10 protein-coding genes are annotated in these 15244 nt (G+C 49.6%); 3 read left to right on the top strand and 7 right to left on the bottom strand.

Going from position 1 to position 15244, the window contains the following annotated elements:
* Positions 1–6 precede the first annotated feature (6 nt).
* The 4 genes from phoR to MD588_RS04220 all read right to left on the bottom strand — a co-directional run bounded on the left by phoR (position 7) and on the right by MD588_RS04220 (position 7322).
* Entirely contained in the window at positions 7–1311 is a 1305-nt protein-coding gene (gene phoR, locus MD588_RS04235; protein WP_265695645.1) for a phosphate regulon sensor histidine kinase PhoR, read from the bottom strand.
* A gap of 74 nt (positions 1312–1385) precedes the next feature.
* Positions 1386–2075 (bottom strand): phosphate regulon transcriptional regulator PhoB, encoded by a 690-nt coding sequence (gene phoB, locus MD588_RS04230; RefSeq protein ID WP_265695644.1) that lies wholly within the window; start codon positions 2073–2075, stop codon positions 1386–1388.
* Positions 2076–2250: 175 nt separating this feature from the next.
* A complete protein-coding gene (locus MD588_RS04225) occupies positions 2251–6066 on the bottom strand; it encodes an AAA family ATPase (RefSeq protein ID WP_265695643.1) in 3816 nt (1271 codons plus the stop codon).
* Complete coding sequence (locus MD588_RS04220) at positions 6063–7322, bottom strand: exonuclease SbcCD subunit D (RefSeq protein ID WP_322784233.1); 1260 nt, start codon at positions 7320–7322, stop codon at positions 6063–6065. The genes MD588_RS04225 and MD588_RS04220 overlap by 4 nt, the downstream gene beginning before the upstream one ends.
* A gap of 155 nt (positions 7323–7477) precedes the next feature.
* Here MD588_RS04220 and rdgC point away from each other — a divergent pair, with 155 nt between their 5' ends.
* On the top strand, positions 7478–8389 hold the full coding sequence (gene rdgC, locus MD588_RS04215; protein ID WP_265696093.1) for a recombination-associated protein RdgC: 912 nt from the start codon (positions 7478–7480) through the stop codon (positions 8387–8389).
* A gap of 146 nt (positions 8390–8535) precedes the next feature.
* Here rdgC and MD588_RS04210 read toward each other — a convergent pair whose 3' ends face one another.
* Positions 8536–10710, bottom strand: coding sequence for a methyl-accepting chemotaxis protein (locus MD588_RS04210; RefSeq protein WP_265695641.1), 2175 nt, complete (start codon positions 10708–10710; stop codon positions 8536–8538).
* A 324-nt stretch (positions 10711–11034) separates the two neighbouring features.
* Here MD588_RS04210 and trhP point away from each other — a divergent pair, with 324 nt between their 5' ends.
* Positions 11035–12429 (top strand): prephenate-dependent tRNA uridine(34) hydroxylase TrhP, encoded by a 1395-nt coding sequence (trhP, locus tag MD588_RS04205; RefSeq protein WP_265695640.1) that lies wholly within the window; start codon positions 11035–11037, stop codon positions 12427–12429.
* A gap of 5 nt (positions 12430–12434) precedes the next feature.
* The gene (locus tag MD588_RS04200) at positions 12435–12689 is read left to right on the top strand and encodes a YfhL family 4Fe-4S dicluster ferredoxin (RefSeq protein ID WP_265695639.1); all 255 of its coding nucleotides are present in this window, start codon (positions 12435–12437) and stop codon (positions 12687–12689) included.
* Positions 12690–12745: 56 nt separating this feature from the next.
* Here MD588_RS04200 and mepA read toward each other — a convergent pair whose 3' ends face one another.
* Together mepA and MD588_RS04190 are read right to left on the bottom strand one after the other, a co-directional pair.
* Positions 12746–13570 carry a penicillin-insensitive murein endopeptidase gene (gene mepA / locus MD588_RS04195; protein ID WP_265695637.1) on the bottom strand — a complete coding sequence of 275 codons (825 nt, stop codon included), beginning with the start codon at positions 13568–13570 and terminating at the stop codon, positions 12746–12748.
* A 171-nt stretch (positions 13571–13741) separates the two neighbouring features.
* The gene (locus tag MD588_RS04190) at positions 13742–14722 is read right to left on the bottom strand and encodes a sugar-binding transcriptional regulator (RefSeq protein WP_265695636.1); all 981 of its coding nucleotides are present in this window, start codon (positions 14720–14722) and stop codon (positions 13742–13744) included.
* Between the last annotated feature and the right edge of the window lie 522 nt (positions 14723–15244).

Here is a 15244-nt window from a genome sequence, read left to right as displayed (position 1 = left end):
TTTATTTTAGGCCGCGTCAGCAACCAACCGCTGTGGCAGGGTAAAGGAGAACGTACTGCCCTCTCCCACTACACTTTCAATTTCCAAGTGGGAGTCATGATGACTCAACGCATGCTTTACGATGGCCAGGCCTAAGCCACTACCGCCGGTTTCTCGTGAGCGGGCTTTATCAACCCGGTAGAAACGCTCCGTCAAACGGTGAATATGCTGCGGTTCGATCCCCTCTCCGCTATCGGTCACTTCCAATCTTGGGCCACCTGTCGACAAATACCAGCGAACCGAAACCTCGGCATTTTTCGGCGTATGTTTCACCGCATTATAAACCAGATTGGAAATAGCACTGCGTAGCTGGTCTTCATCACCCAATACTTTCAATGACTTGTCGATATCAAATTTAAATAGGTGCGCATCGCCACCACTGAGTGAGATGGCTTCCTTCTCAAGAACATCCAGCATCGAAGGTACATCAATCGTTTCATCCAACTCAATATTGGGTGCAGCCTCGATTTTGGACAATGTCAACAGCTGCTCCACCAGTGAATTCATCCGCAACAGCTGTTCTGTCATGACCCCATGCGCCTTGTCCCACATCGGGCCTATCAGCATTTCAGGCTCTCTCGACATCTCAAGATAACCCTGCAGAACCGTCATTGGAGTACGCAATTCGTGTGAAACATTGGCAAAGAAATTACGACGCATTCCTTCAAGCTGCTTCACCTGAGAAACATCTCGCACCACCATTAGGTACTCACCCTCGGTATAGTGCATGATCCGCAACTCTAGGGTTCGGTCGTAGTTAAGCGGCGAAGTGATTTCTAACGGCGTGTCAAAGGACTGCTTCGCCAAGTAACGAACAAAATCCGGGCTACGGAGCAGGTTACTTATCGGTTGGCCAGCATCATCCGGCCAGCGGAAGCCAAGCAGGTGCTGGGCCAATTTGTTACACCACACGATATTCCCTTCACTGCGAAAGACAACAACCGCATCAGGAAGGGATTCAGCACCGTTACGGAAACGTCTGATCAAGGTCGCGAGTTCTTTACGGCGACGTCGATTACGCTGCTGTAGACGGTAAATACCATTAAACAATGGCTCCCAGCTTCCTGAGCCAGATGGTGGAGTCAGACTACGCTCTTTCCACAGCCAATCAGACATTTTCAATAAGTTATGAAAATGCCAGATCAATTGTATCCAGGTTGCGACCAGCAAGAACCAGGGCATGTAGCCAAAAACTAATCCCAATCCTATCCAGGGCATGTAGAAAAATACCAGCTCAAAAACCAGCTTTTTCCACGATAGCCGTTCAACCATTTACCACTCCATCTCAACGAAAACGCCGATCGCTTTCGTTATCTTTTCAAACTCATGTGTATCACACCAACCGATTACATGCGGCTCGAGAAACGGTACCCTGCACCACGCACGGTTTGTACCATCTTATCGTGGCCACCTGTTTCCAGCGCCTTACGCAAGCGACGGATATGCACATCGACTGTACGGTCTTCAACGTACACATTGGTACCCCAGACATTGTTCAACAGTTGCTCGCGACTATAAACACGCTCCTGGTGTGTCATAAAGAAATGCAGCATCTTGAACTCAGTCGGTCCCATATCCAACGGCTCCTCATTCGAGGTGACTCGGTGAGAGACTGGGTCCAGTTTCAGACCATGCACATCAATGACATCATCCAATGCAGTCGGTGAAACACGGCGCATCACGGCCTTCAGGCGTGCCATCAGCTCTTTAGGGGAGAATGGCTTGGTGATGTAATCGTCGGCTCCGACTTCGAGGCCACGCACTTTATCTTCTTCTTCACCACGGGCGGTGAGCATTACTACCGGGATCTGGCGGGTCATCTCGTCACGCTTGAGATGTTTGATCAGGTTAATCCCCGAACCACCGGGTAACATCCAGTCTAATAGAACCAGCTCCGGATAAGGTTCACAGATTTTTTCCAGTGCCGCATCATAGTCTTCCGCTTCAATGGGCTCATAACCTTTTTGTTCAAGAACAAAACACAACATCTCGCGGATTGGTGCTTCGTCTTCTACAACAAGAATCCGTCTTACCATAGTGATATATACCTAGTAGTTGTTGTCTGTCGAGCGTCATTATGTGTTTTAATTATGACACTTTTGTGACCCGGCGCGATAAAAGCGTAACCATTTGTCTCTCATTTTGTCATGCAACAAACAGCTTATCGCGCCTTGACGAGTGTAATCGTATCAGTTAGTTAGCGAAGCAAGATCAGCCACGAATAGAAATCAGGCTTCTCCCGCCTCCCTGTGCCTCAACGGCCACCTGCACACCTATACGCTCAACCATAGTGCCAACATGGGATATCACACCGATCTGACGACCGTCAGCCTGCAAGGCGTCCAGGCAGGCCAGTGCCATCTCAAGGCTGTCTGGATCGAGGGTACCAAACCCTTCATCAATAAACAGAGATCCCAGCTGGCGAGTATCGGCAGCCAGCGAGGCTAACGCCAGGGCGAGTGCAAGTGACACCAGGAAGCTCTCGCCACCCGATAAGGACTCGACACTACGCACTTCATCACCCATGTCATGGTCGATAACCTGCAGCGCAAGCGGGCTACCCGGCACTGGCTGAAGCGCATAACGCGGAGCCAGATCCTGCAGATGTTCATTGGCCAGAAGTACCAGCTGCTGCAGCGTCAAGCCCTGTGCCAAGGTACGGAATTTATTGCCAGTGGCCGAGCCAATCAACTCGCTCATCTGCAACCAGAGCTCAGTTTGAGCCTGCTGAGCCACCAGCAGCTTGGTCAACTCGCCCGACTGCTGCTCGGCTTGTAAGCTTTGGTCCAAACGCTGTCGCTGCTGGTAAAATTGTTCATCAAGATCCGCTTTTTGCTGATTCCAGTCAGCGATCCATTGCGCCTGAAGTAACTCGAACTGGTGTGCACTATCAGCTTCTGAATGACCGGCTTCAAAGCCATTATCTTCAAAGCCATGCTCCTTGAACCATAACCGTGAAAGCGCAACGGTCTCCTGATGTTCAATCACCGCCTGCTCACGCTCCACCAGCACAGTCAGGACCGACGACAGCGCCTGCTCTATCTCTCTTAACGCTTTCCGTTCACGCGATAGCCAATCATCGTCCTTGCTCAGGCATTCTGTCAGCTGTTGCTCACTCAATCCTAGCTTCAGCTGCCAGTCCATCCACTGCTGAAGCAATAATTGCTGTTCTTTTTCAGCTTCTACCTGCTGCAGCTTCGTACTCTTGAGTGCCGCCTCTGCTGCCGCTTTCGCTTCTGCAGATTTACGCTGCAACGCTTGGATCTCTGCGAGGGTATTCTTCTGGGTTTCCAAGGCCTGCTTATGCTGTTGTTCAAGCTGCTGCAGGTCTTGCTCGCCGACCAATGCAACCCGCTTCTGCCAGAGTTCTTGAATCTCTACCTTTAGTAGCTTGGCTTTCTCGTCGATCTCAGCACATTGTTTCTGCGCATTTTGCAGCAATGTTTCTACCTCGGCCGCTTGAGGTGCTAGCTCGGACAGCTGCTTCTCGGCATCCTGCAGGGCCTGCTGGTTCGCCGTAAACTGCCGAACATCAGTGTCCAACTGTTCGAAAAACTGCTCTGAACCAAGTTGCTTCAACTGCTCTAGCCATACGTCACAACCATATTGCTCATTCAGAGCCCCTGCACGCGCAGTGAGAATATCTTGCTGTACCGTCCCCTGGGCTTCCAGTGACTGCAGCCGCTCCTGCCATTGGGTGGATGCCTGAGCCAATGTATGTTGCTGGTCCTTCAGCCCGGCTTCCTGCTGCTGAATTTGCTGCAACTGCGTCTGTAGCTGCCGCCCCTGAAGGATCTGTTGCTGGCGCTGCTCACCGCTTTGCTGCAGAGCGCTCAATGCCTGCTCTGTCTGTTCGACATCCTGCTGCCATAGCGCTAGCTGCTGATTAAGAGTTGAGAGCTCTGATTTTACGTTCAGCGAATCAGACACGCTCAGTAAACACAGTACCGTCTCGTTTTGGTGATAAAGATGTTCAACGTTGCTATGCAGCTGCTGTAGCTCATTATTAAAGCTGGCAAGACGTTGCTGATCTTTGGGGATGATTTGCTGCAAATGGCGTCGCTCGGCTTCACCATCCTGAAGCTGCTTGGTTAAAGCATCCAAACGCTGCTGCTGGCTCTGCAATAACCCATCAGCAACAGGGTTTTCGCTGGCATAAGGATGCTCATGAGACCCGCACAGCGGACATGCTTCATCAGGTTTCAGTTCATTACGGTAATCCTCCAGATTCATCACCGCACGGCTTTGCTGCAACATGCGCTCAACTTCCTGGTGTTGAATCATCAAGGTATCCAACTCAGGGCTCAGTACAGCCAAGCGTTGCTCAGACTGGCTAACAACAATCTGTAGAGCTTGCTGTTCCGTACTAACCTTTTCGGCCTGCAGTAACAGCGAAGTCCACTCTTTGACTCCAGAGATTGCCTGTCGAAGGGCATCTCGCAACTGCTGTTTTTCTGCATACTGGCTGCGTTCTTGAGTTTGCCGCTGCTCCAGTGCAACTAAATCCAACTGCTGATTTTGTACCTCACAGTCGGCTTTCTTGGACTGCAGTACTTTAAGCTGCTCTTCAACATCAGCTTGCTGGCGTCCGTGATGTTGCCGTTCAACCTTAATCTGCTGTTTTTCTCGGTTCAGCTTAGAGCGGGTGCGGTGTGCTGAAAGGTATTGCTCAAGGTTATCTTTTACCGAGGCATACTGTTCAGCCACGGCTTTGAAGGCTTTGCTTTGCTCAAGGGCAATCGACAGTTGCTGCTGGCGTTGTTGTTGTACCAGTTGCTGCTGCTGAACCTGCTGGAGCTGCAACTGCTGCGCCGTTGCAAAGTCATTGTGTTGCTGCCCCTCCTTTTCTCGCTCACCGAGCTGCAGGCGTAAACCGTCAACCTGCAGCTCCCACTTAGCCGCCTCTTTGAGTTTGGGTTCTAGTTGCTGCCACTGCTGGTTGAGCTGAGCTAAGACTTCTTGGGCCGTCGAGGCGCGTGAATCGGCATCGGTTAGCTGCTGCACCTCGGCTGTCAGTGCCACTTCGGCTTTAGTCAGCATCTGAGCCAATTTTTCCAGCTGTGACTGGGCCTGTTGCAGCATGGAGTAATCACGGTTTGCCGGCTGAGCCTTTTCGACCAAGGCGAGTTGCTCGTAACGAGGCTGTGCGGCGGCTTTTTGCTGCTTGGCTTGCGTACATTTTTCCAGGGTTTCGGAAACACGTTCAGCAAGCATTCTTTCCGTTTTTAAAGTTTGTTGATGCTGCTTGAGTTCATTGAGCTGAGCCTCAAATTGCTGTATCTGTTGTTTCAGCTGATCGATCTGTTCAACCAATAGCTGCTTTTCTTCGTCAGACAACAACGCTATCTCACCCAGCTTATCTTGCAGCTGGATAAGCTTTTGCTTTTCCTCTCTTGCGCGCTCATAGGCCGCTACAGAAAGCTGGCCATAAATTTCACCGCCGGTCATCCGCTCCAGCAAAGCAGCACGATCATCGGCTCCGGCTTTCAAAAACGCTGCAAACTCCCCCTGCGGCAACATCACCGCGCGGCGGAACTGATCAAACGACAGCCCGATCAAGCGCTCCATTTCTGCCTGTAGCTCTTGCTTTTTCCCGGCAAATCGCTGACCGGTCTCGATGTTTTCCAGCCACTGCTCCGATGCCTGAATACGCCCTTCGGCCCGGCCACGGGCACGCCGTACATGCCAATGGGCCCGCCAGTGGCTGCCATCATTGGCAACAAAATCCACTTCGGCGTAACCTTCTGCCTTACCACGAGACAGAATACTCCGGACATCATTGGCTTTGATCCGACTGGCATCATCATCACGACCAATTTCTGCGTCATTTTTTTTGTTTGACTGCAGGCGGGGGATCCGGTCATACAGTGCCAGACAAATCGCATCCAGCAGGGTCGATTTACCCGCTCCGGTTTTACCGGTGATCGCAAACAGCCCAGCCTCGCCTAACCGGCCATTGGCAAAATCAATTTCAAACTTATGCTGTAAACTGGCAAGATTCTCACCACGTAGCGCCTGAATTTTCATCGTTCTTTTTTCTCACTACTTAAGACTTCGCTATCTTCAAGCTGGCACAGCAGGCTTTCGAACGCTGCCGCCATTACCTCGTCCGGTTCACCGTCATATTTTTTAGCCCAGCTCAGGGCAAACACCTGCTGGGGAGAAACCTCTGACAGTCGGCGGTGCCCCAAAGAGTCTTGCTGCTCCTGCTGCTGATAGTGAGGGGTGATTTTAGCCAGTCGTACCGCTTTACCCTCCAGCGCCTGCAATACCTTTTCTCGCAATAGCGCCTGCGGCTTATCAAGCAGCACATGTACCTCTAGAAATGGCTGCTGCTCGCGAGGAACATCTTCGGCCTCCAAGGCCGCAAGCTCTTCCAATACCTGCTCCAGCGGTGCCGGCGAAGCTGGAACCTTCAACATATCTACCACCCGAGGAATAAATACCGGCTCAATCTCAGTTATTTGCTCGCCGTCCAGCTCAACCAGCACAATTTGGTGTTTATATCTTCGCTCAGACATCGACAGCGGCAGCGGAGAGCCGCTATAGCGGATATGCTCTTGCTTCGCGACAATTTGCGGTAAATGCAGGTGCCCCAGAGCAACATAGCTAATATCCTCGGCAAAAATCGAGGCCGGCAGCGCATGCTGGTTACCTCCCAGTACCCGACGCTCCGACATTTCAGACAGCTTGCCAGAGGCCATAAAGGCATGACCCATGCCAATTAATGCCTGATCGGCACTCTTCTGCTCGCGGGCGACTTGGGTCATTTCGGCATACAGAGTTTCGACGCCTTTGATCAGGCGGTCATCTTCTTCATTAAGATCCTCGGTACGCAAGTCGGCACTACGCAAAAAAGGTACCGCCAGTACCCAGGCTTTCTGCTCGCCTGAGCGGTCAGTTAATGGCACTAGCATACGTTGATGATCCAATTGGCCGTCTTGGTCGCGATGAATTCCCCCGACCATATGCAAATCGAACGCTTTTAGCAGCTCATGAGGGGCATCGAGCTTGCTTGGTGAGTCATGGTTACCACCGATCATTACCACATCCAGCTGAGGCATCGTCTTGGCTAGGCGTGCCATAAAACGATACAGCATCCGCCAAGCACTGGCTGGCGGGTTGGCAGTATCGAAAATATCACCGGCAACCAGCAAGGCATCGACCTGCTGGTGTTCCAGTGTATCTGCCAGCCAATCCAGAAATGCCTGGTGTTCGTAGTCACGGTTATAGCCATGTAACTGATGGCCAAGATGCCAATCGGAGGTATGAAGGATCTTCATTGCGGTATGTATATGCCAGTCAGGAAAACTGGCTCGATTGTACCTCACAATGCCGATAAGCCCACCCGATCCCTAACAGAAAAATTGCGACAAAATCGGTGCAATGCAATAAGATTGACAGCCAAATGCACAACCTAGGATTTGTAACTGCCATGATGTGGTTTAAAAACGTACTGACCTATCGCTTTAGCCGTGAGATTGACCTCAACCCGGATCAACTTGAGAAACAATTGGAAGAGTTCCGCTTTACCCCATGTGGTAGCCAAGATATCCAAAAATTTGGTTGGGTTCATGCGCTAGGCAAACACGGTGATATGTTCACCCATGTTATTGGTGACAACATTCTTATCTGTGCCCGCAAAGAAGAAAAGATGCTACCGGCTTCCGTGATCAAAGAGTCACTGACAACCAAAGTAGAAGCGCAGGAGCTTGAGCAAGGGCGCAAACTGAAGAAAAGCGAAAAAGACACCATCAAAGATGAAATCGTGATGGATCTTCTACCTCGTGCATTTAGCCGCCACCAACAGACTTACGCGCTGATCATGCCGAAACAAGGCTTTGTGGTTGTCGATGCAGGAAGCTTCAAAAAAGCCGAAGATCTGCTGGCACTGCTGCGTAAATCAATTGGTAGCCTACCGGTAGTTCCTGTAACACCAGAAAAGCCAGCCGAGCTAACGATGACTGAGTGGGTGCGTTCAAACACTTCGCCAAACGGCTTTACTGTCGGTGAAGAAGCTGAACTGAAAGCGATTCTGGAAGATGGCGGCGTGATCCGTTGTAAGCAGCAGGACCTAAGCTGTGACGAAATCCTGGCTCATATCGAAGCCGATAAACTGGTTACCAAGCTAGCTATCAACTGGCAGGATCGCATCGACTTTGTTCTTGGTGACGATCTGTCACTCAAGCGCCTGAAGTTCTCAGATGAGATCAAAGATCAGAACGAAGATATCGACCGCGAAGATATCGCCCAGCGTATCGATGCCGATCTGTCACTGATGTGTGGTGAATTTTCTGCCTTCCTACCTAACCTGTTCGAGGTGCTAGGCGGTTTGGAAGCAAAAGAGTAAGCGTTCGCCTCACGAAAGTAAGCGAAGTAAGCAGCACCGGGCAAGCCCTTTAGATAACTTACTGGCAACTTTCGAAATACTTCAAATCCCCTAGAATACCTTGGTGGTATTCTAGGGGATTAATCTAACCAAGATTGTGGCTCAGGTTAGTCTACTTTGAACTGCTGTACCAATCTCTGCTGCTCAAGCATCAAAGCTTCTAGCTCCTCACCCACTTTCGCCGAAAGCTCGGCTTCAACACTTACCGACTGACTCACATCTCTGATATTAGTGACGTTACGGCTTAGGTCTTCAGCCACACTACGCTGCTCTGTCGCCGCGTCAGCAATATGATTGCTAATTTCATCAATACTGGAAATATGGGCAATGATTTGCTCAAGTACCGCCACGGTCTGGCTCACCTGGCTCGCCGTCGTCTGCGCTTTGTCGTTTCCTTTTTCAATCGCAACAACCACCTCACTAGTGCCCGATTTTAACTGGTCAATAACCTGGCGGATCTGACTGATGGAGTCTTGTGTTCTACTCGCCAGACTGCGGACTTCATCAGCGACCACAGCAAAACCACGTCCTTGTTCTCCAGCGCGAGCAGCCTCAATGGCCGCATTCAGCGCCAGTAGATTGGTCTGCTCAGCAATCGCTTCAATCACCTCTAAAATCGAATCTATATTGTCACTGTTTTGCGCCAGGCGACCGGCGACCGGCACAGTGGCACTGACTTCTTCGACCAGCGAAGACATCGCCTCAGTGGTTGATGCAATCACCAACTTGCCTTGCTCAGCGGCGGTATTGGCATCTTTGGCAGAACTAACTGCCTGGCTGGCATTATTGGCTACTTCTTGTGCTGTTGAGGCCAGCTCAGCAGAGGCACTCGTGACAAGTTCCACTTCAGTAAACTGCTGCTGCATCCCTTCGCTGGTGCGATGAGAAATTCGAGATGCCTGTTCGGCGCTCGCTTTTGCCTCTTCTACCGAAGTGGAAATATTACATACAGTCCCCTGAAGTTTATCAACAAACTGATTAAACCCATGGGCGAGAGCACCCAGCTCATCGTCACTGTTTACCGCTAATCGCCGTGTCAGATCCCCCTCACCGCTGGCAATATCTTGCAGTCGCTCGGCAACCAGACGAATAGGTGCCACTAGGCGAACCGCCAAAACCCAGAGCAATCCCAAAGCCAAGACGGTAATTGCAACACCGATCAATAGAATCTTGGTTGCATTTGCTGCATTAGCTGCACTCAATGTCTGCTCAAGCGACAATGCCCTAGCCATCACATCTGAGCGGGGCAATTCAAACACCAGTCCCCACGGCTGTTCATTGCCCGATAACTTCACAGGCACTCGAGCTTGCAGCGTTTCACCCTTATTCAGCCAACTAACCGCTTCTACAGGTTTTGTCAGCCAGTCTGTTAAGTTAGCCTTTGCGAAGGCTCCCCCCTGACTAAAGTGCTGACCGATAAGTTCTGGCCGGGCATCATAACCAACAATGAAACCCTGATGGCTCAGCAACATAACCTCACCACTACCATTAAAGATCCGATGATCGGCCTGACTAACCATGGTCTGAATGCCGGCAAGGCTAAAATCAATACCGAGCATACCAATAACCTGACCATTCTCTATTAAAGGAAGCGTCAGTGATGTCATCAGCATCTCTTCCCCATCGACGGTATCAAGATAGGGATTCAGCACACAGGCCCGCTGGGTGCGCATTGAACAGGCATACCATTCATTGTTCGGCAGCTGATTGTCATCGAGCTCAGTATCATGCAAATCTTCTTCCAGCAACACTTCCAGCTCGACACTGCCATCAGAATTACGAGCCCAGTATGGGGCAAAGCGACCGATACTGTTGGCGGCAAGCTCTTCGGCACCAATGAACTTCGCATCCTCACCATCAAGATTGTTGGGCTCGAAAACAACATAAATCCCAAGCATCTGCTCGTTATCACTGACCGTTTGCTCGATAAGCTGGTTCATAGAACGACGCAGCGACTCACTGGTTAGCTGGTGATCTGCCGCATTCTGTTTCATAAATACAAGCGTACGACTTAGCATTTCAGCGCGGTCAAAAGAGCGGTTGAAAAAGCGCTGGATCATCAATGACTGCTCGTTCGCCAACTCTTCAATGTACTGCTCAGCCGATAGCGTGAGGTTTTCTTCGGTCTTCTGGTATACCAAGTCCTGTGTCTGCTGTGTTGCATAGAGAAATGAAAAAACAAGCGCAACAACGGTGGCAACCAGGCTCCCGCCCGCGGCTAGAAGAAACTTCCAGCGTACAGAGCGACGCCCCATAGCACTGGCAGAATGAGTGGATTGCATGTGGTACCTCAACGTCATATAAACATAGCTCTATGGCTATTGATAATATAAATAATAACTGGAGGCATAATAACAGACGACAATCAAACACTCGTTAGATAAACGTACAGTATCTGGTTAAACGGTGTATTATTACTCACCCTCTTGTCGAGAACCGCTTTTAAATCTATTAAAACCACAACAGACAGTCAGTAAGACCGAGGCCAAACACTTTTTTTCGAGAAAATTGGCTTTGTGGCAACGATCACAGTAAAATCCCGCCTCACATCCGTATCCCTCTGCGATACGGCCTGATTTGGAATCAGACACTGGATTATAAGAGCTATGTTTAAACCTGAATTGTTATCCCCTGCTGGCAGCCTGAAAAACATGCGTTATGCATTCGCATACGGTGCAGATGCTGTCTACGCTGGTCAGCCACGTTACAGCCTTCGTGTTCGTAATAACGAGTTCAACCACGAAAACCTAAAAATCGGTATCGACGAGGCACATGCCCAAGGCAAGAAGCTTTACGTGGTGTGTAACATTCAGCCGCATAACTCTAAACTTAAAACCTTTATTCGCGATCTTCAGCCAATCGTAGAAATGGCCCCTGACGCCCTGATCATGTCTGACCCGGGCCTGATCATGCTGGTTCGCGAGAACTTCCCGGAAATGCCAATTCACCTGTCGGTACAGGCGAACGCTGTTAACTGGGCGACCGTGAAATTCTGGGAAACCCAGGGCGTTGAGCGTGTGATCCTATCGCGCGAACTGTCACTGGAAGAAATCGAAGAAATCCGTGAAAAGTGCCCTAACACTGAGTTGGAAATTTTCGTCCACGGCGCACTGTGCATGGCATACTCTGGCCGCTGCCTGCTTTCTGGCTACATCAACAAGCGTGACCCGAACCAGGGTACTTGCACCAATGCATGTCGCTGGGAATACAAAACTGAAAAAGCGACGGAAAACGACGCTGGTCAGATTGTTGAAGTTCAAGACGCTGCAGCCGTACAAATGCAAGAAGCAGAAGAGCGCCCAGACAATACACTCGGTCTAGGCAAGCCAACTGACGAAGTCGTGCTGCTAAGCGAAGCGCACCGCCCTGAAGAGAAAATGGCGGCATTTGAAGATGAGCACGGCACATACATCATGAACTCAAAAGACTTGCGCGCTATCCAGCACGTTGAGCGTCTGACGAAAATGGGTGTGCACTCACTGAAAATCGAAGGCCGTACTAAGTCTTTCTACTACTGTGCCCGTACAGCGCAAGTTTACCGCAAAGCCATTGATGACGCAGTAGCCGGCAAACCATTTGATGAAAGCCTGATGGGTACGCTTGAAAGTCTGGCGCACCGTGGTTACACCGAAGGTTTCCTCCGCCGTCACACCCACGATACTTACCAGAATTATGACTACGGTTATTCGATCTCTGACTCACAGCAGTTTGTTGGTGAGTTCACAGGCAAACGCCGTGGCGATCTGGCTGAAGTTGAAGTGAAGAACAAGTTCGTTGTGGGTGACAGCCTAGAAATGATGACACCGCAAGGCAACGTGATCTTCAACCTTGAGATGATGGAAAACCGCAAGTCTGAAGTTATCGATGATGCCAAAGGCAACGGTCACTTCGTATTTATCCCGGTTCCTCAAGATATGAATCTGGAATATGGCCTGCTAATGCGTAACCTAAATGCTGGTGAAGATACTCGTAACCCACACGCACCGAAAGACAGCAAGTAATCGCCATGGCATTACTCATAACTAGTAAGTGCATCAACTGTGACATGTGTGATCCGGAATGTCCAAATGAAGCGATCACTATGGGCGCAGAGATCTACGAGATCAACCCGGATAAATGCACAGAGTGTAAAGGACACTATGACAAACCAACCTGTCAGTCAGTTTGTCCTATTACCAACTGTATTATTACCGATCCGGACCATGTCGAGACTGATGACGAACTGCTTGAAAAGTTTGTAACCCTACAAGGTCTTGCGTGATAATCGCTCCAAATTGAAAAAGCGCCGAAAGGCGCTTTTTTATTAGGACGATAAGATTACCTTAGCAATGCCAGGCACTGTTCAGGCGGCTTAGGGATTTTCCTTTTGGTTTTAGCCACTTTCTTTTTGTCCGATTTATTTTTGACCGGCTTTGGCTTCCATGATGCCAATTCTGCTCCACAGCCATCACCAGCAGGCGGTGCTTTCTGTGCCTTGCAGTTCTTATCACCATCAGGGCAATGCAACCTGACATGAAAGTGATAGTAATGTCCCCACCAAGGGCGAACTTTTCTCAGCCAGCCTCGCTCTCTCCATTCCTTTTGGCAAAGCTGTTCTTTAATCACCGGATGGACAAAAATACGGGCAACACGCTCATCAGAAGCAGCTAACTGCACCAACAAAGCCTGCCTATCTCCCCAATTTTCCTTATTGATTTTATAGTCCTTAATGTGAACCATTGGCAACGGCTGAACATCGATAAGCTGTTCTTCCGATAACGGTGCGTCAGTCAGCTTCAGCCAAATGTCGGCATCTAACCCGGTTTGATGACTGGCATGGCCGGAGGAAAAACGCCCACCACGAGGCATCGCAATATCACCAACCAATAGTTGACCAAGCTTAAGCTGCTGAACACCGTTTGATAGATCACGGAGAAACTGAATCATATCCTGATGCCCGTAATATCGACCTCGCTGGGAACGCATCACCTGATAGCCATCCCCTTGTAAGGGTAAGTCCTCACCACCGGCGAGGCACCCGTTATTATACGTACCAATAGATTCTGAATTCCCCTCACTAGGCGATTTCACTTTCTCCCAAGGGCTTGCCAATGCAGAAGAGGTCAATACCAGCCATAACACCCCAAAAAATATCAATCTCAATGCCGCGCTCCTTTTTTCAAAATCCTTTTTAGCATAGGTGCTATTTATCTATTGTACTTAACGTGGATAGCAGGCAACGGCAAATAACCTATCCCCAAACAGAAAACCGAGGCGTTTATATATAAAAAAGGCTGCAATTAGCAGCCTTCATCTTTCACAGAATGTGATTAATTACTTCATCTGTTGATCAAGATTCAGTATCGTCAACGCATTACTAACGCTGGTCGCCAGTACATCCACAATACCCGAGCGCAGTGCTCCTAACAGCGCTAATGCTTTACTATTTTCGGCTGCCGTAACCACAACAGTCGGGATATGGCGTAACTCTTCCATACTCAGACCTATAACCCGATCACTCATCATGGTGTCTGCCTGTTGCCCCTGGCTGTCAAAGAAATCATAACCCGCAATATCACCTACCACCCCTTTGCGGATCCGGGCTTCGACAATTTCCTGTGGGGTAAACCAGCCTAGTTTAACCATGTGGCTATTTTCGTTCATATCGCCTACACCGACTAAAGCAACATCAGCCCTACGCGCCCGGTCCAAAGTTTCCTTCACCGTGCCGTTTTGCATAAAGGCTTCTTTTACTTTGATATCTTCGACATAGGCGGGAGCATACAAAGTCTCACTGATCCCATCGTATTTTTTTGCTAGCTGACGACAGATATGATCGGCATTTATCGCATTACCCGAGCGGTGAGTACCGCCGATCCCACAGACAAAACGACATTTACGGTGTGGTACCACACCAACGTGACTGGCTATCGATGCAATGTTCCTTCCTTGCCCGACAGTCACCACCATATCATCAGTTAGAGTTGAAGCGAGATAGCTTGAAACCAAGCTTGCTACTTGTTGACGCTGAGTTTCATCATCCGGCTGATCCAATGCAATCAGCGCACGTTTTAAATTGAATCGCTCTATCAGTTGCTGTTCCAGTTTTTCACTGAACACCGGGTGATATTTGACCGTGATCTCAACCACACCTTCATCACGGGCCCGGCGCAGCAAGCGCCCCACTTTTGCCCTCGACATCCCGAACTTTTTTGAGATCTCTTCCTGTGTCGCCCCATCCTGATAGTAAGCAATGGCAATCTCCGTCAGAAGATCACTATCAACATGGGTATTATCATTGGCAGTTACGGTCATCACACTTCCTACTTAGCGTTACAACTGAAGTCATTGACGACAATAGTACCGTGAAGAGCCAGCTGGTGCGAGCTTCCGCCCAACCCACAGACCAACCGAACAGCTTTTTAGCTCAAACTCACCCAAAAGGTGTACCTATTAATGGTTGTTAGATTACGACCAAATAAAACAGATTAAGTAAATGATTTTTAATGGTTTTAAATACGTACAGCTTTTTAGCTATTATGCTCCAATAGCTCTAAAAGCTGCTCAATAACAAAGTCAAGTACGAAAGGAGTTGGACTTGGGTGGGATCGTCACTAGGAATCCGATGGTACCCATTTTCCTGAAGAGCAAACCAAACTAACAGGCAAAAATAAAACAAGTATTACTGCCGGGACGCGTAGTCTTGGGTTTAATATAAGTGACGGAACGGCTGGGTTCGCATGAAGGGCAGGCCTCCCTGCGGGACTCATTCGACCGGAGGGCGAACGTAATCTTCAGATATGAAAAAAGCCTCGTCTTTCGACGAGGCTTCTTAAT

Source organism: Photobacterium obscurum (assembly GCF_026191635.1).
Classification (GTDB): Bacteria; Pseudomonadota; Gammaproteobacteria; order Enterobacterales; family Vibrionaceae; genus Photobacterium; species Photobacterium obscurum.
Note: the sequence above shows the minus strand (reverse complement) of the source record. Positions and strands in the feature narration are given on the sequence as shown.